At 39.0% G+C, this 18,493-nt stretch carries 14 protein-coding genes and 1 tRNA gene; all 15 read right to left on the bottom strand.

Going from position 1 to position 18,493, the window contains the following annotated elements:
- Nucleotide 1: 1 nt before the first annotated feature.
- The 15 genes from JG734_RS02935 to nadB all read right to left on the bottom strand — a co-directional run bounded on the left by JG734_RS02935 (nt 2) and on the right by nadB (nt 18,429).
- The gene (locus tag JG734_RS02935; protein WP_201333540.1) at nt 2-1,555 is read right to left on the bottom strand and encodes a hypothetical protein; all 1,554 of its coding nucleotides are present in this window, start codon (nt 1,553-1,555) and stop codon (nt 2-4) included.
- Nucleotides 1,555-3,021 (bottom strand): GT4 family glycosyltransferase PelF, encoded by a 1,467-nt coding sequence (gene pelF / locus JG734_RS02930; protein WP_201333539.1) that lies wholly within the window; start codon nt 3,019-3,021, stop codon nt 1,555-1,557. Before pelF ends, JG734_RS02935 begins: the two co-directional genes overlap by 1 nt.
- A complete protein-coding gene (locus tag JG734_RS02925) occupies nt 3,008-4,630 on the bottom strand; it encodes a TolC family protein (protein ID WP_201333538.1) in 1,623 nt (540 codons plus the stop codon). Before JG734_RS02925 ends, pelF begins: the two co-directional genes overlap by 14 nt.
- 19 nt (nt 4,631-4,649) lie before the next feature.
- A tRNA-Leu gene (locus tag JG734_RS02920) sits at nt 4,650-4,737 on the bottom strand.
- Between the two features lie 61 nt (nt 4,738-4,798).
- Entirely contained in the window at nt 4,799-5,104 is a 306-nt protein-coding gene (locus JG734_RS02915; RefSeq protein WP_201333537.1) for a F0F1 ATP synthase subunit C, read from the bottom strand.
- Nucleotides 5,105-5,196: 92 nt separating this feature from the next.
- Nucleotides 5,197-5,916: a spherulation-specific family 4 protein gene (locus JG734_RS02910; RefSeq protein ID WP_201333536.1), complete on the bottom strand. Its 720-nt coding sequence runs from the start codon at nt 5,914-5,916 to the stop codon at nt 5,197-5,199.
- Nucleotides 5,909-8,107, bottom strand: coding sequence for a polyribonucleotide nucleotidyltransferase (locus tag JG734_RS02905; RefSeq protein WP_201333535.1), 2,199 nt, complete (start codon nt 8,105-8,107; stop codon nt 5,909-5,911). The genes JG734_RS02910 and JG734_RS02905 overlap by 8 nt, the downstream gene beginning before the upstream one ends.
- Nucleotides 8,108-8,117: 10 nt before the next feature.
- On the bottom strand, nt 8,118-8,375 hold the full coding sequence (locus JG734_RS02900) for a J domain-containing protein (protein WP_236587017.1): 258 nt from the start codon (nt 8,373-8,375) through the stop codon (nt 8,118-8,120).
- A gap of 11 nt (nt 8,376-8,386) precedes the next feature.
- Nucleotides 8,387-9,853: an MlaD family protein gene (locus JG734_RS02895; protein ID WP_201333533.1), complete on the bottom strand. Its 1,467-nt coding sequence runs from the start codon at nt 9,851-9,853 to the stop codon at nt 8,387-8,389.
- Nucleotides 9,854-11,932 carry an LPS-assembly protein LptD gene (locus tag JG734_RS02890; protein WP_201333532.1) on the bottom strand — a complete coding sequence of 693 codons (2,079 nt, stop codon included), beginning with the start codon at nt 11,930-11,932 and terminating at the stop codon, nt 9,854-9,856.
- Entirely contained in the window at nt 11,922-13,199 is a 1,278-nt protein-coding gene (purD, locus tag JG734_RS02885) for a phosphoribosylamine--glycine ligase (RefSeq protein ID WP_201333531.1), read from the bottom strand. The genes JG734_RS02890 and purD overlap by 11 nt, the downstream gene beginning before the upstream one ends.
- Before the next feature lie 273 nt (nt 13,200-13,472).
- A complete protein-coding gene (locus tag JG734_RS02880; protein WP_201333530.1) occupies nt 13,473-14,114 on the bottom strand; it encodes a uroporphyrinogen-III synthase in 642 nt (213 codons plus the stop codon).
- Nucleotides 14,115-14,117: 3 nt separating this feature from the next.
- Nucleotides 14,118-15,668: a glutamine-hydrolyzing GMP synthase gene (guaA, locus tag JG734_RS02875; protein WP_201333529.1), complete on the bottom strand. Its 1,551-nt coding sequence runs from the start codon at nt 15,666-15,668 to the stop codon at nt 14,118-14,120.
- Nucleotides 15,669-15,678: 10 nt separating this feature from the next.
- Nucleotides 15,679-16,980 carry a sodium:proton antiporter NhaD gene (nhaD, locus tag JG734_RS02870; protein ID WP_201333528.1) on the bottom strand — a complete coding sequence of 434 codons (1,302 nt, stop codon included), beginning with the start codon at nt 16,978-16,980 and terminating at the stop codon, nt 15,679-15,681.
- Between the two features lie 9 nt (nt 16,981-16,989).
- On the bottom strand, nt 16,990-18,429 hold the full coding sequence (gene nadB, locus JG734_RS02865) for an L-aspartate oxidase (protein ID WP_201333527.1): 1,440 nt from the start codon (nt 18,427-18,429) through the stop codon (nt 16,990-16,992).
- Nucleotides 18,430-18,493 lie beyond the last annotated feature (64 nt).

Here is an 18,493-nt window from a genome sequence, read left to right as displayed (position 1 = left end):
CCTAATATGCCGAATAGTAATAGTAATCAAGATTGTTAAACATCTTTTTTATAAAGCTATAAGTTATATACCAAAAAACAATACTTCCAGCTACCAAACCAAATACTGCCCAATATTTCACAAACATATTGGCTAGCAGAGTCCCTATCACAAAATCTACTATAGTTGCATATACTATCGCTTTTACTACAACATTTTGCCTTGAAAAAGAGAATAAAATCAATGCATTCATCAGCCCATGTGTCAAAAAGGCGTAAGCAATCGCTCCTACAAAATAGACAAACTGTGAATGCATAGTAAAAGGAAATCTCTGTTCATCTACAAACAAAGATAATATATATGCAAAAATATATATAGCTATTATCGACAAAAGAGCGACTATAATGAATATTTTGTTTATTTTTTTATAAAAATCGATAAAATCTTGGTTGAACTCCTTGTATGCATGAAGTTTATAGTAAAAAACTTTCTCATTTATTCTATACAAAAACTCATAAACAACAACCTCCAATATGCCCATGAGGATGATAAAAACTAACATCGATACATCTATACCAATCTCATATATTACATCAAACCACAAAAAGTATCCGCTATGCAGCCCATTGATACTCCACTCGATCACTCTATCAGTAATCAAAAAGATAAAATAGAATAATCCATACACAAAAAAAGGCATAAGGGTATACAAAAGCATCGATGGCTTTGGGAGAAGTTCTCCCTCGGCCTCCACCTCTTGCTGGATTTTTTGCACCTTTTTATATCCAAAATAGATAATGACAACATCTAAAAGTGCTAGAGCATAAAACTGTGCATCGGGAAAAGAAATCCCAAAAAGATAGTGAAAGATAGCTACAAAAACCACTCCTACCAAGATAAAGTAGACAACACTCTCATAATCTTCAAATACATAAAAAACTGCTATTGCTAAAAAGAGAATACCTAAAAGTAAAAAAGAGGCCTCAAAAATATAGAATAGATGTGCATCAAAGATACCGAATATGAGATTGAATACCCAAAAAAGAACACCCAAAAAGAGAAGTGCTAAAAGACTTAATCCAAAAAAGCGGTATATTATTTTGGCTGCAAGGATATTCTCATGCATCTTAAGATAGTAAAGACCTTTACGTCCAATTACTTGTGCAGGCCCCCCTGTAACTATCATCGCAACAAAGATACCAAGGGCTATGAAAGTCGCTTCAGATATGTCTATCTTCGTATTGGACCAAAGAGCAAAACCAAAAAGTATTGTTGCAATTATCTGCACAAATATTGGAAAAGCGAAAGCCAAACCTTTGATGTAGTTTTTGAAGATGCGCTTTTTCAATGGTGGAAGTTGTTCTGCTTCTATGAGATGAGCTTTAGGATACTCTTTGATATTTTTAAAGCGATAAAGCTCTTTGGCTAAAGCAAAAACATCTTCAAACCCATACTCCTTTTTTGCATCGATATCTCGAATTCCATAGACCTCCAAAAGTGCTGCAATCTCCCAAAAATCTAGCGGCTCTCCCCTATCCTTTGTAATTGCAAGATAGAGCTTTTGGAGTTTGTTCATCATCTCTCTTTGTATAGTCTTTTGTACATATTCCAATAATTATTTACCATATCATCGGTCGTAAAACCTTCTAAGATTACATGTCTTGCCTCTTTTCCCATTCTCTGCGCAACTTGCGGATGCTCCAATAGATACTGCACATACTGTGCAAATCCTTTGTAATCTTTTGGTTTTACTATAAATCCATATCCTTCGAGCACCTCTTTTGTTCCACCTACATCACTCGAGACTACTACCTTTTCACATGCCATTGCCTCAATAACAACAAATGGAAAAGCTTCAGATATACTTGTTAGCATCACAACATCTGCTTCATTGTAGGCTCTGGCTGGATCACTTGTGGGCCCCATAAATGCAAAATTTTTCTCTACACCCAACTCTTTTACAAGATTGACACACTTTTGATAATACTCTTCATCTACTTTAGGACCATAGAGTTTAAAAATCACATCTGGAAATTTTCGTGATACGAGTTTTGCAGTACGAATATATGTCTCAATATCTTTGAGCGACTCGATACGGGCTACCATCACGACAGTTGGGCGATCCTCTTTAGGGATATCAAGCTTTTTAAATCGCAGTGGATCGATGCCATTGTATATAGTATGGATCTTTTGCTTCTCTACTCCCCACTTGAGTTCCCATCGCTTGTTGTAATTGCATACAGGTGAGACAACGTCGGCATAGTAGTAGTTGAGTTTTGAGATAGTGGTGATGAGGCCAAGAAGAAATTCTTTGGTGCGAATCGGAAGGTGTCTGCGAGAAGCAAAGAGATACTGCTCTCTGATATAGATCCCGTGTTCAGTGAGCAAAAAGCTGCTTCCATATTTTTGCTTTGCGATGATACATGGTATGCCGCAAAATGCAGCTGCAGAGGAGTGATAGATATCTGCTTGTGGCAGTTCTGGCAAGAGTGTAATAAAAAATCGAAAGAGGTAGCGCAACCCCTCTATGAGATCAAAGAGTGTGGGAGGCTCTTTATCACTTTTTTCATAGTGGTTTATCACATACTCTTTATAGATATTCCATAACTCTACACTACGAAATATTTCATAATAGTCATATTGACTAAAATACTCATGCAAAGCCAAAAGGGCTTGCCCTAAGCCCTCTAGATCCTCTTCATCCCTATAAATATGTGCTAATATTTTTTTGAAATGAGGCTCTATTTTATCAATATCTTTTTGCAATTGGGTACGCACTTTTGCTTGATAGATGCGGGAAAATTCAATATTTTTGATGTATTCAACAGGCTCCTCAGTCCCCCAGAGAGGGACATTAATAATATCCACGACATTGGGAGGAAGAGAAAACTTTGTCTGCATATAAGGATGCATCATAATAGGCAAAAGCACAAAGTCAATATTGCGCAATTCTCTTATTAAGATATCAGCCCAGGTACTTACACCCCCTGTAGCATAAGGATACGTACCCTCACCCGTCCAAACAACTTTAATTCTCTCCATAAAAAATGTGCTTACCTTGTAAAATCTGCAAGAGGGCTTGATTTTGTAAAATGGAGATAGAGAGGATCTCTTTTTGCTGCAAAAGAGTCAAATAATTGCGCAAAGCATCGGAGTATTGACGATAGGATGAGAGCCCAACTGTATAGCGCTTTTTGACAAGCTGCATCTTTTGCTCCATCAATGCTAGCTGTTCATTAATGATTTTAAGCTCTTGATACTCTCTTTGCAATTCATTGTAGCTTTTATGTATCTGCTGGGCGATATCTTTAACTTTTTGTAAAGTTATATTTTTTTGCATAGCTGCTTCTATCTTTGCTTTTTGTACATAAATAGAGCGGTTTGTACTATCATAAAGCGGTATCTTGATATTGAGCCCTACGAAGTAATTGAGGCCATTTGCATTTTTTGTTGGATTGAAAGAGTAATCCTTTTTATATTCATAGAATAGCGCTGCATTGAAATCGATTATGGGCAAAAAAGAGTTTTTTTTCGTCGTATAGATTGCTTGTTTTATCTTGCTTTGGAGTCTCTCTTTTTGGAGAGCAGTGCTATTTTTGAATGCATTGTGATAGATTTTATCGATATCTTTCTCTTCCACAGCAAATCCAAACTCAGACAGCTCAAGAGGCTTTTTGGTTTGCAATCCTATTGCATTGCGCAAAAGATAGTCGCTGTAAAGATAGTCATAGAGCTGTTTGAGGATGGTTTTTTTAATTGAGAGAAGATCATTGCGTGCATCGATCTGGTCTACTTGCGAAGATGCTCCTGCTTTGTACCTCTCATCAATAAATTCAAAGATACCTTTTTGCTTATAGTAGTACTCTTCATAGAGCTTTTTGAGTTTTTGATTAACGAGTGCTTGGGTATAGATATTGAGTGCTAAGAGAGAGAGTTTATCTTTATCACTGAGATACTGGACTTTTGCAAGACGCTTCTGAAGATCTATAATGAGATCTTTACTTAAAATCCCACCATCAAACACTCTCTTATCGATATTGATACCAAGATCTACAATAGCTTCTTTGTTTGTTTCTAGATCATAATCGATAAATTTTGTATAGCGCAGTGCTACATTTGCATAGATATTCCAATTGTATCTATCTTGATCTATAAGAGCTAGCACCTGAGCAAGTTTTGAAGCATAAAATGCATTTTTCGCACTAAAATCGTTCTTGAAAAATCTATCAAGGAACTCTTCAAAAGTGAGTGTATATGTTTCTTTACTCTTTTTTTCGTACTTTTGAATGATATGCTCAATGAAATCTGGGACATCTATGCTCTCATCAATACTATGCTGTATTTTCGTATTGTGCATAATTTGGGGTATTTGTTTTTTATAAGATGAGGTACCTTTGCAGTGAAATATAAATGCATCAGGATAGTATTGCTGAGTTTTTTGCAAATACACTCTTGCTTGCTTTGCACTTTTGTAAGGCCCAGAGAAAAATTTGTAGTAACCATTGATTTTTACTATACGTGCATGGGGATAGGAAGCTTTGAAAATCTTTGCTTCATCGTCGTGAATCTGTAATTGAGAAGAGTGTTTTATGCATAGGCTAGCTTGTGCGAGTGTCAAGAGCAGAAGAAGACTCGTAGCAATTCGCAGCATAAAAACTCTTTATATTTAATGGTGCGGCAGAGAGGACTCGAACCTCCACGGGATTAACTCCCACAAGGCCCTCAACCTTGCGCGTCTACCAGTTCCGCCACTGCCGCGTTGAAGTTGATGAAAGTATAACAAATTTTCCCCTCAAAGGCAAGGCCTTGAGGGTGAAGATTAGCCCAAGAATGGGTTTGCGTAGAGTGCTATAAGAGCAATAACAAGTGTATAGATAACTTGCGCTTCAATCATCGCAAGAGCGATGAACATTGTTGTCATAAGTTTTCCGCCAAGTCCAGGGTTTCTTGCAGTACCAGCAATTGTAGCTGCTGCAGTGTGTCCCATACCGATACCACCACCAGCTGCTGCAATACCTAGACCAACACCAGCTGCGAGTACGCTGTATGCTTGAATCATACTCTCTCCATCACCTGCAAATGCAAAGCCTGCAAATGCAACCAACATAAGAAGAAGCTTTTTCATAAATACCTCCTAATTAATTTGCAAAGTCCGTTCGGATTGCGTGTCCCTACTTATCACTTTGCAAAGCAATTCTACTCAAAATATATTTAAATTTATTTGAAACAGTGCTGCTCTTTTTCAAGAATTTGTAGTGTATTTTCTAAATAGTCCGAAATCTCTCCCCATGGGTTTGGAAAAGTGTGGGGAGTAATGTATATGTACTCAATATCTTTTATCTTTTGCATCGATTTTGAAAAATCTTTGATCCCATGGAGAAGCACAGCACTCTTTTGCTCTGTGGATTTACAAAGATTTATACTCTGGTTCGACTCATAAACGACTGTAATATCAGCAAGTTTAGCAATACTCTCATCACTTTTTGTACCAGGATTGAAGATAACTAAGTCAAAAACTTTTTTTATCTCTTTTGCAATTTTTTTATAGTAATCGAAACACTCTTTGCTACCATTTACCTCATCAACAAATACTCCCTTTACACCCCAAGGTTTATAGATCTTGCTCCAAGACTTGATATCAGCAGCTACCTCTTTGAATGGCCGCTTACAATAGCTGGTATGGACATAGCCAATTACACTAAAATTTGCATCGTGAAGCCGTTTGATCGCATAGGCGAAGTTATACTCGATTTTGCGAAAATGTCCATTATTTGGATTAATAATGACATATACTGGAACTTTGGGGTACTCTCTTTTGAGCTTAATAAGTCTATCGATTTTAGCATCATTGAAAGATGGATAGTGATAGAAAGGGATCAAAATCCCTTCACTAGCAAACGCGTACATACTCATAATAAAAAGTAATAGTTTATGCATTTTTGATAACTTGCTTGAGTGCAAGTTCGATTTTGTGTCCTTTTTGACTAAGAATCTCTACCTCTACCTCATCTCCTTCTTGAACAACATCTTCAACTTTCTCTACCCTTCCGCTAGAGAGCTTTGAGATATGCAAAAGACCATCTACACCACCAGGAAGCTCCACAAATGCTCCAAAGTTTGTGATACGTTTGATGCGCCCCTTGAGAATCTGGCCTGGTTCAAACTTTACTGGTTCAGGCGCTGGCTTGCTAGCGATACTTTGAATATGCTCACATGCAGCTTTAACTTTTGGTTTGTTTTTACCAGTGACTCTTACTTTTCCTTTTTCTCTATCGATATCTACAGTAACTTCAAATTTCTCAATTATCTCTTTGATAGTTTTTCCAGCCTGACCAATGATATCGACTATCTTGCTTGGATGCACAAAGATTGTTTCGCTTGAAGGGAGGTTCTCTTCATTGATGACTATCTCTTTTTCAGCCTCCTCCATTATTGAAAGGATATGGAGTCTTGCTTCTTTGGCTTGCGCCAGAGCCTCTTTGAGGATCTCCTCCTTTACGCCACCAAGCTTAATGTCCATCTGCATAGCTGTCACACCATCGTGAGTACCAGCTACCTTAAAGTCCATATCCCCATCATGATCCTCAAGGCCCATAATATCAGTCAAAATTGCATACTTATCCTCTTCGACAACCAATCCCATAGCAACACCTGCAACAAGATCTACAAGATCGATATTTGCAGCACGTAATGCCAAAGCACCGCCACATACTGTTGCCATTGATGATGAACCATTAGACTCAAGAATCTCTGAGACCAGGCGATAGGTCTTATCTTCTGGCACGTCCACTACAGGCTCTAACGCTCTTCTAGCCAAATTTCCATGCCCCAGTTCTCTTCTGCCTGGTGCTGTTATAGGTTTTGCTTCTCCCACACTAAATGGAGGAAAATTGTAGTGCACCATGAAGTGTTCATACTCTGGCCCTTTGCTTGTGAGCTTTTCAAACATCTGTGCATCACTCTTTTCTCCTATTGTACAGACAACAAGAGCTTGAGTCTCACCTCTAGTAAAGAGGCACGATCCGTGCGCAGATGGCAAAATGTTGGTTTTGATTGTGATTGGACGAACATCCTTGAGCCCACGTCCATCTGCTCTTTTGCCCTCTTCGAGGATCATTTTACGTACAATCATGCGCTTATACTTCTCAACTACTTTATAGATAGTCTCATAGTCCCAACCCTGCTCCATAGCTACATCATCTTGTGCAATTTTTTTAGCAATCTCTTTGAGCAGTTCATTGCGCTCACTCTTTGCCATTGCTGTCACAGCAGCTTTTATCTCATCTTTGTAAATCTCATCGATATAGACCCAAATATCCTCATTGATAGTCTCAGGAGCAAGTTCGAGCTTGAGCATAGGTTTTGCTGATTCGATGAAATAGTTCTCATACTCCGCACACTCTTGTTGCAAGAGCTTCTTGCCCTCTTTGATAATGTTTGCAAGCTCCTCCTCAGGCATCGCATTGGCCTCTTTGATCATCACGACCTCTTCAGCAAGCGTTGGATCGATAAAAGGATCCACTGTCGTTGGAATGACTTCTGGTTTATATGTTCCAATCGCAGCCATCTCTATCATCAAAAGATCCTCTTTTGTTCCAGCAAGATAGAGATCGAGGGTGCTCTCTTTGAGTTCATCAAGAGTTGGGTTAAAGACAATCTCGCCATCAATTTTTGCTACACGCAGGCCACTTACAGCTGTTCTTATTGGAATATCTGAAATATAAAGCGCTGCACTTGCAGCTTTAAGAGCCAAAACTTGCAAATCACTCTGCTCATCTGCACTCAGCACCATAACAGTTATGACTGTCGGATACAAAAATCCTTTTGGAAAGAGTGGGCGCAAAGCTCTATCCACTATTCTAGCAGTAAGAGTCTCAAAGTCACCTGGCTTTTGCTCACGCTTTACAAATCCTCCCGGAATCTTTCCTGCAGCATAACTCTTTTCGATATATTGCACTGTCAGAGGCATAAAATCCTCTTCTACCGGCTCCTTTTCCATGACAACAGTTGCGAGCATCACAGTTTTGCCACTGCGAAGCAGCACAGCTCCATTAGCCTGGCGAGCAACCTCTCCAATCTCATATATCTCCTTGAGATTGTCCATATCAAATTCAAATCTACACTTCATTGACTTCCTTTCAAAATCTAAATTTTTTTAGATATTCTGCATGTGGGAATTGTCGCAATATCTCCTCTTCACTAAAACTGAAGCGATAGTTTTGCACATACTCTTTGAGTATATTGTAAGCCCAGTTGATTTTAGCCATCTCCTGGGTATCTCCACCACTGTCTGGATGGTGTTTTTTCGCTAGCGTTCTATAACGCTCGTTTATCTCATGCCACGAGACCATAGGCGGCAGACCTAACACATCCAAAGCCTCATGTATGATTGCCACAGGATCCTTTTTCATTTCACAAACGATCCTGCTCCGCTCACAGTTCCAAGGAGATATTTCATATCTTGATCTACAAAATCCATTCCCAAACCAAACATATAGTTTCTCGCGTTACTATTAAGAACATTATCTACACCCACATATGTATCAAGATGCTTGAGGAATCGCTGGCGATATAAGAATGTGAGATGTGGATTGTCACCGCGTACATCATTAACAGCATTGAAATCGTAAAGATCCATAGAGAGTTTTCCACGATCATGCAACAGATAGTAGTCTACACCTACTCCACCCGTACTCTCAATAAGTCCTACACGAAATCGGAGATCCCCATAGCGTCTTGCGTACTGGGCTGAGACATAATATGTGCTATCTTCATGCTTTGATGGCGGTACGAAATTGCCATTTTTATCACGCCTGCTATAGTCATCCATAGAGACAACGTCAAGCATATAATATTTATTTGGTGAAGGAATATAGTTGATGCCAAAACTATTTTTGCTATAGGCATCATCACTCATATACAAAGACTTAAAGTGCACATCTATTTTGCTCTGTCCAATAGAAGTGAGATATTTATCAAGTTTTTTGAACGATTTCCCACCATTATCAAAAAACTCACTGGCTGCAACAAAGGTCTTTTTGAGAGGTTTTTTATTCTCTTGGATAATATCTTCCAAATCATCTTCTATACGGGTAAACTTATCTAAAATTGTTGGAAGTTTTTCGTTGAGATTTTTCCCACTAGCATGGAGATCTTGGCTTAGTAGATCAACCCGTTGCAAAATTTGTGGAAGTTTTTTATTGATAATGTCGGCAGTATAGGCAAACTTATCGCTCATACGACCAAATTTCTTCCCTGCATTTTGCAACTCTATTCCCATCTGCTTGATGCTCTCGATACTAGCATTGATATTCTTTTCGTTCTGTTCAATCACCTGTTTGAGATCTTGTGTGATGGTGCGAAGATTTTCGATAGAGATTTTGAGATCTTCTCCACTCTCTCCTGCAATTGCTTTGCGCAAATCTTTTATAAAGCTTTGAAACTCTTTGGCTGCAGCATTGATGGTAGTACTTGTTTGTGCAAAAGAAGCAAACTCCTCTTGGCGCGTCAGCACTCCTCCTGCAACAACATACTCTTGGGAACTTCCTGGCTCAATGGAGAGAAATTTAGTTCCAAGAAGTGATTCTTGCTGCAGGGTAACAATTGAGTCTTTTGGAATTTTGACACCTTTGTATATAAAGAGTTTTGCTTTGACCTTTTTGCCTTGAAGTCCTAGATCTTTCACATATCCTACATCAACACCTTTAATTTTAACTTTTGCATTTTTCTCGAGTCCATTAGCATCATCTAGGAGTGCATAAATAACATACCCTTTTTTGCCAAACTGAGAAAATTTATTGACCTGGGTGCTCAACAAAAAGAGTAGGATAAGTCCTAGTGCAACAAAGAGTCCTACTTTTGCTTCAGTTTTCATCTATAGTGTTCCTTGTAGTGTTGTTTGTGTAAAAGATTTTGAAATTCCTCCCAGAGGATAGAGATTGAATCTAAAAAAGAGCGTATCACTAAGATAGGCATTGATTCCTGAAGATGTAAGTATAGGTATATGCTCTTTCTTAAATCCAATCTTCAAATCCCAACATTTTTTATTAATATAAAATCCAAAACTCCACCGATTATAGAAACTTCTTTGTAAATCATAATCTATTGTAGCAAAGAGTTTATATTTTTTTGATAAACGTCTCGTAATATTCGCATGGACATAGTTTGAATCTGCATTATTGTCTTTGCAATCTTTATAGTAGTGGGATAAATAGAGAGTATAGCGTTCACCATCATATGAAAGTGTACTCACTACTGAGGAGACTGTATGGTATTTATAGGAAAAAAAGATATCTGTATTAAAGTCAATATTAGGAAAGAGATTGATCCCAAACTCATTTTCCAAATCTTTCACTTTATCTGACTCATCATAGTATATTGGCTGGGTCAAAATATGATAGAGTCGCTGCTTTCCATTCCCATCAAAAAAGAATTGTCTTAGTGAAAGTTCTAAATTTTTTGATTGTTCTTCGATATTGATAAAGTCTGCCTCATTGCCACCTGTTTTTTCATAACTTGGAATATTAAGAGATGCTTGGAGTTGTAAATAGTGTATAAAATCATCATACTCTTTTACTAAATCTGAGAAGAGTGCAATGTTGTGAGTATTGCGAAAAATGTAACTATTTTCATTTCTTGAGCCAGTTTGCAGATCTTTTCCACTATAAAAAGCATAATTGCCAAAGAGCTTCTCACTAATACTTACACCCAAATAGTCATCAAATAATTTATACCGAAACGAAAAAGGAAGTGAAAACTGATACTCAACTGCTTTGAGCCCCTTTTTTCGGTAGTAGTTATTCATATTAAAATCAAACATATAAGTAAAATATTTATTAAAGACAGGAGTTTCAAATCTATGAATATTTATTGATGGAAGTTGCTGCAAAGTATCATCATTGTCGAGCTTGAGATTGTCTTTGAAATACTTAAAATAGATACGATATGAGTACAAATCGGTAAAATTTACATAATTGAGACGTGACACCGTTAAGCTATCATAACTTGTGAGAGTATCATCGTTTTTTTGTAGATTAAAATAGTCGATATCATTATAAAACTGCAAATGCGCGTAGAGGCTATCATAATCATGGGTTTTTGCATTATTAAAAATATATTCACGCTTGTAGAAAATCTCTGTACCGTAATGCTTGCTATTTTTGAGTTTTTGCCCTGCAAAATAGTCGCTATCTTCATAAAATCCACCAGTGCGAACAATACCATATGCATCAAATGCGTCTACAAAACGCAATGTAGTATATAGACCTTTACCCCTTTTGGTACGAATTTGTGGATCAAACTCCAAATCCCACCAGTTTTGCGGTGCAAAGTAGATTGGTTGAATATAGGTAAATCCTTCATTTTTTGAGATTCCAAAACTTGGACGAAGTAGCCCTGTTTGGCGCTTCTTTTGTGTCGAAAAACCAATATAGGGAAGATAGATGATAGGAATATCATTGAGATATAAACGGACTCCATAGAGATTGACCCACTTTCTGTTTTTATAGTAGTAACCTCTGTTAAATCCTATTTTCCAATCGCTACAGCGCGTATCACAGCTAGAGATAAAAGAGTGTTTAACTTTTGTAACATTTTTATCACTCTCAAATGCAGATCCTGCCATCCAGACACTACTTGCATATTCACTGCTAAAATAGGGAGTAGCTAGAACTGTATCATTGAGAAGATCTAAAAGGGCATAATTTGATAGGTGTATACTTTTATCACTTTGAATGAGGAGAATATTGCCATAGAGCTTAACTATCTGCTTATTTTTCAGATACACTGCTCTATCAGCTTGGATAAAGTAGTCTTTATATTCAACTACTACACGATTCTCTACATCAATTTTCTCATTTTGTGCAGTTGCACGATAGGTATAGATGTGGACAAGATCGCCACTTGCCCACAAAGAGAGAGTAAGAAAGAAAAAAAGAAGGAGCCTATTTTTCAACTCTCAAAGCCTGGTATGCAATATCAGATCTAAACTTTTTCCCAGCAAAATGGACTTGTCCAGTGAGCATATATGCATAATCTCGCGCCTCTTTGATACTATCTCCGATTCCCACACACACGAGAACACGTCCGCCAGTAGCATAGAGTTTACCCTCCATAAGACTCACGCCAGCATAGCAGATATGTGCATGCTCAGCCAAATTTTTATGAACAATCTCATCTACAATAATCTCACTCGGTTTGCTCTTGCCATAGGGATAATTTTCACTAGCAATCACTACACCCACAGCATACTTATCATAAAACTCGATAGATAAAGATGCGAGATCTTTTGTAGCCGCTTTATAGAAAAGTTCGCTTGCTGGAGTTTTGAGTAGTGGCATCAACACTTCACACTCTGGATCACCAAAGCGTACATTAAATTCAAGCACATATGGCTCCCCGTCAACTATCATGAGTCCAGCAAAAAGCACACCCTCAAATGGAACGCCATCTTGTGCCATTCCTGCAATTGTAGGTGCAATAATGCGCTCTTCAATTTTTTTGGCCAAAATATCATCTATCAAAGGAGTTGGAGCATACGCACCCATTCCGCCGGTATTTGGTCCCTTATCACCATCTAATAGACGTTTATGATCTTGCGCAGCAGGTAAGATCTTGTAGTTTTTGCCATCACTAATAGCAAAGACACTCAGCTCATATCCATCAAGATACTCTTCAACGACAACTCTTTGTCCAGCTGGTCCGAAAGCCTCACCACTGAGCATCTGTGCAGCAGCCTCTTTGGCCTCATCCTTACTCTGTGCGATAATTACACCCTTACCAGCGCACAGACCATCAGCTTTGACAACGATTGGTGGTTCAAGCTCATCGATAAATGCAGCTGCTTCATCCATTATAGATGTTTCAATATAACGCGCAGTTGGGATATTATACTTTTTCAAGAAATTTTTCATATAGATCTTTGAGCCCTCTAAAAGAGCTGCTTTTTGCGAGGGTCCAAAAATTGTAAGACCATAGTCTTTAAAAATATCTACAATTCCTTCAACAAGAGGCTGCTCTGGGCCTACGATAGTCAGATCAATTCCTTCCTCTTTAGCAAATTGTGCTAGTTCATCATAGTCATTTATTGCTACATTCTCGCCAAGTTCAAGTGTCGCACCATTACCAGGAGCAAAATAGAGTTTTTCTACATTTTCATCTTTTGCTAGCGCTAAACCTATAGCATACTCGCGTCCACCACTACCAACTACCAAAACTTTCATCTACATCCTTTGAATACATAACTTTTGGCTTTGCAAGCAAAAAGCTCTATATTCAACTAAAAAAGCCCGAGCGGGCGTTCGCGCAATGCCATGGTCCCTAAAGACCAAGTGGAAGGAGCGAGCCTCAGATTAGGCGGCGGCTTCTCGCCTTCGCAGGCTCAAGCGAAGTCACCGACACACACCGAGGACTACCGACCTCCTTCAATAGTTCGATTGTCGGACCCCCATTCTGCGGGTAGCGCACCGCTCAGGCTTAAAGAAATTATAACAAAACTAAACCTTATTCTTTCTTATGCAATCGATGATTTCTTGCAAACTCTTCCCCTCAAAGAGGGTATAGGGAACATCTTTAGGAAGAACTTGGGCGCTTTTTTTACCTATTGCATACGCTTTGTAGCTTGGATCCCAGCTAAAACAGCGAAAAAAACATTGGATAGTAGAGGGGGAAGAGAAGATGATATGTGCATCCTTTGGAGGAGGTTCAAGCTCTTTGCATTCACTACAGAGTGTTTCATAGACAATTACCTCATCCACCTCCATTCCGCGTTTGCGTAAAATCTCACCAAGTGGAGTTACTACCACTTTGGCTCTTGGGAAAAGTAGCCTTCTCCCCTCTTTCGTGTATTGCTCTATTTGCATAGCAAAATCTTGTCCATAGAAGGCATAATCGCTATTGATAACTTTTCCACCAAAATTTTCTATCATTTTGGCTGTCGCTTTGCCAATAGCAAAAGCTGGAATCTTTTTCCATGATGGATCGATTTGCTCTAATGCTTTGACGCTATTTTTGGAAGTAAAAATGAGGTAATCATATTTATCGAGGGAAATTGAAGGAGAAAAAAATTTTTGCCGGATCAAAGGAAGCCTTTTGGCTCCCTCTACATTGCTTTGGGATAAGATATAGATATTATCCACCTCTTATTCCCATTCAATTGTTCCTGGTGGTTTGGATGTAATATCATAGACTACGCGGTTGATACCATCAACTTCATTGATGATACGGTTACTAATAAGCTCAAGCAAATCATGTGAAATATGGGCAAACGTAGCAGTCATACCATCGCTACTCTCTACAATACGCAATGCCACGGTATTTTCATAAGTTCGCTTATCACCCATAACGCCAACACTTTTAACATTGAGTAGTACCGCAAAGCTTTGCCAAAGTTTTTCATACAATCCATGGGCTTTAATCTCTTCAAGAAGGATTGTATCAGCTTTGCGCACAAGCTCTAAAGCCTCTGGTGTCACCTCACCCAATATTCTAATAGCAAGACCAGGTCCTGGGAATGGGTGGCGATAGACCATCTCACGAGGAAGGCCAAGTTCAAGTCCAAGCTTTCTTACCTCATCTTTGAAAAGCTCACGGAGTGGCTCAATAAGCTCAAACTGCATCCACTCTGGCAATCCTCCCACATTGTGGTGCGATTTTATTGTCTCACTTGGCCCTTTTACAGAAACTGATTCGATCACATCTGGATAGAGCGTCCCTTGAGCGAGATATTTCACATCTTTATGCTTTTTAGCCTCTTCTTCAAAGAGTTCGATAAATGTATGACCAATGATTTTACGCTTTTCCTCTGGATCGGTTACACCTTTGAGTGCATCTAAGAATCTCTCCTCTCCATCAATAACTACAAGCGGAACTTTGAGCATATTTTTAAATACATGCTCTACCTTCTCTCGCTCTCCCTCTCGTAATAATCCATTATCAACAAAAACAGGGATGAGCTGATCACCTATTGCTTCATACAAAAGTGCTGTTACTACAGAACTATCCACACCTCCACTAAGAGCGCACAGGACTTTATCATTACCAACTTGCTTGCGAATCTTTTCGATTTGTTCTTTGGCAAAATGCCCCATATCCCATTTTGACTCTATCTTACAGATACGACGGGCAAAATTTTCTAAAATCTTTTGCCCCTCTTCAGAATGCGATACCTCCGGATGAAACTGTAAAGCATAGATATTTTTCTTTTCATTTGCAATAGCTGCATAGGGTGAATTGTCGGTATGGGCTATGCGAACAAAACCATCTGGTAGCTCTTCTACCTTATCACCGTGACTCATCCAGACAATTTGACCATCTTTTGTACCTGCAAAGAGTGGTGAGACATGCCCATGCACTGGATCAAAATAGAGCTTTGCTTTGCCATACTCATGCTCCAAAGCTCTCACAACCTCTCCACCAAAATCGACAGTAATGAGCTGCATACCATAGCAGATACCAAGTATAGGAAGGCCAAGTTCATAAATAGTCTTGTCTACTCTTGGAGCGTCTGGTTCATAGACGCTTGCAGGCCCACCGCTAAAGATTATTCCTTGTGGAGACTTCTCTTTGATCTTTTCAATATCTTCAAAGTAGGGATAAATCTCACAATAGACACCGACTTCGCGTAATCTCCTAGCAATAAGTTGGGTGTATTGCGAACCAAAATCTAAAATCACGATAGGAACTTGCTTCATCTACATCCTTTTAATAGAGTCCCAATATTTCAAATTGAATATACCATAATATTACAGAGAGAATATAACCAGCCAATACTGTCCAAGCATATTTCATATGGGCACCAAAAGTATAGACTCCTCTCATTCTTCCCATGACACCCACACCTGCTGCACTCCCAAAACTAATAAGACTCCCTCCAATACCTGCAGTCATAGTCACCAAAAGCCACTGATCGATACCCATTGGAGGATTTGCTTTTAAGATTGCACTCATAACAGGTACATTGTCTACAATTGCAGAAATAAATCCTACACCGATATTTCCAGCTGTTGGACCAATATGATCATAGAGTTTGACAATATACTCAAGATATCCCATGAAGTGGAGCGCACCCACTGCACTCAAAATACCAAAGAAGAATAGCAAAGTGTCATTCTCCACATTTTTCATATTCACATAGACATCAAAATGATCATGCTGATTTTTTCTTTTGTGTAGATACGAATACATCTTTAGTAAAGCTAGACCAAACATCATACCCCACATCGCTGGAAAATGGAAAAATTGATGGCCCATGACCGCTATGAAGATTGTAAAGGCTCCAAGCCAGATAACAACTTTTGCTCCAGGTTTGAGCTCAGCCTTTGGTAGGTTAGCATCAAAGTGTGGCTCACCTTTTGGCACGAAAAACGACAAAAGCCAAGCAGTGAGGAACCAACCCGCAAAACTTGGAACAAAGAGATAGAGAAAATCGACAAATTCACCTTTGCCAGCTGTCCACGCCATAAGTGTCGTAATATCACCAAATGGGCTCCAAGCACCCCCAGCATTTGCTGCTACGACAATATTGATAGCCCCTGGAACCAAAAATTGTGTTTTTGTCTTGTCAATTGTATAAAGAACAGTTGAGAGTATCAAAGCAGTAGTGAGGTTGTCAGCAACCGGAGAGATCCAAAATGCAAGAGTACCTGTAATCCAAAAAAGCTTTTTGTAACTATAGCCTTTGGAAGTAAGCTTATATTTTAAAACATCAAAGACTTTTCTCTCAATGAGTGTCTCAATGAAAGTCATAGCGACAAAAAGAAAGAAGAATATCTCAGCAATCTCAAGGATAAGACGCTCCATCTCATGGTGAAGAGGATTTGGATCGAGATGGTTCATAGTAAAATAGATACCAAGCAGCATAAACATCAAAGTACCAATAAGCAGAGCCGGCTTGGCTTTGTTCATATGAAACTTCTCTTCAGCCGCTATGAAATAGTAGCCTACGATAAATATTATGAGGTTAAGATACCCCACCCATGTATGAGTCAAATCTAGCCCATGCATACACTCTCCTTACTTTTCTATATAGTGTGCGCCCACACTCTCTTTGCGTGCAATCGCTGCTTCTATTATCGTCTTAGCAGTTGCAATTCTTAATTGCAATAGATATCCGATATCTTTCTTTTGCATGTCAATTACAATTTCTAGGGCATTTTCTAGCTCTTTTGGATGGCGGACGATTCCTACCTTCTCCCACATTGTTTGGCGCAAAAGCCCTTTGTATTCACTATCATTGCTCTTTATGAGAGCAAACTCTTTGGCTTTGAACTCTTTGGGAGTAAAAGAGCTCTCTTGCATCAATGAGTCCTCTACTGCTCGTCTAGAAAAGACAAGCCCCTCTAAGAGTGAATTGCTAGCAAGCCTATTTGCACCATGGACTCCTGTGCATGCAACCTCACCGACAGCATAGAGGTTTTGCATCCCTTCAACTTTGCCCCACGTATCAGTTTTGATACCACCCATGATAAAGTGAAAAGCTGGAGAGATTGGGACTCGCTCTTGGGGTACATTGAAGCCAAGATTGCGAAAATTGCGATAGATTGTTGGAAAACGTTTTTTGAAAAAATCTTCATCAAAGACACTAAAATCGAGATAAACTTCGTGTCCTAGCTGCTTATACTTATAGATCGCGCGACTCACAATATCGCGGGGGGCAAGCTCTCCCCTCTCATCATAATCATATAAAAATCTCTTGCCATTCTCATCTACAATTGTTGCACCCTCACCTCTAAGAGCCTCAGTCAAAAGCAGCTTCCTCGCGCGAGTATTGTAGATAAAGACTGTTGGATGAAACTGCGTAAACTCCATATCTTGGAGTTTGAGTCCTTTGAGTTTTGCAAGCCCTTGAAGATCTGCGCTTATTTTTTTGGAGTTGGTATGATATGCATAGAGTGAGCCTATACCCCCACTAGCCAAAATCACATTTTTTGCATAGAGATTGAACTGTTTCTTACCCTGGCGTACTGTGACACCATGAATATAATCATCTTCAATCAAAAGATCTACGACAATGACACCCTCAAGAACTTGTGCCCTAGTTTGCTGCAGTAAAAATCTATGAAGCTCTCTTCCGGTAGCATCTCCTCCAGCATGCAAAATTCTAGGCTTTGAATGTGCTGCCTCTTTGGTAAACAAGAGATTGCCATTTTTATCTTTGTCAAATGCAAAACCGCGAGTAATGAGATCTTCTATGACACTTATGGAGTTGCGTGAGAGAATCTCTACAGCTTTTTCATCACACAGTCCTGCACCAGCAGCCAGAGTATCTTGCATATGAGAAGGTATATCTTCTTCATCTGTAGCTGTTGCAATCCCACCTTGGGCATAGAATGTATTGCACTCCCAAAGAGGATCTTTTGCAAGTATAAGGACAGATTTGTCTTTGGGGATATTGAGCGCTCCATAGAGCCCTGCAACACCCGCTCCCACAATTATATAGTCATAAATTTTCACCTACTTACCTCTTTTTTTTGATAATATGGATCAGCTTTATGCCCGCATCCGCTCAGTACCAAAA

This window comes from Nitratiruptor sp. YY09-18 (assembly GCF_016593235.1).
In the GTDB taxonomy this organism is placed as follows: Bacteria; Campylobacterota; Campylobacteria; order Campylobacterales; family Nitratiruptoraceae; genus Nitratiruptor.
This window is presented reverse-complemented; position numbering and strand designations above follow the sequence as displayed.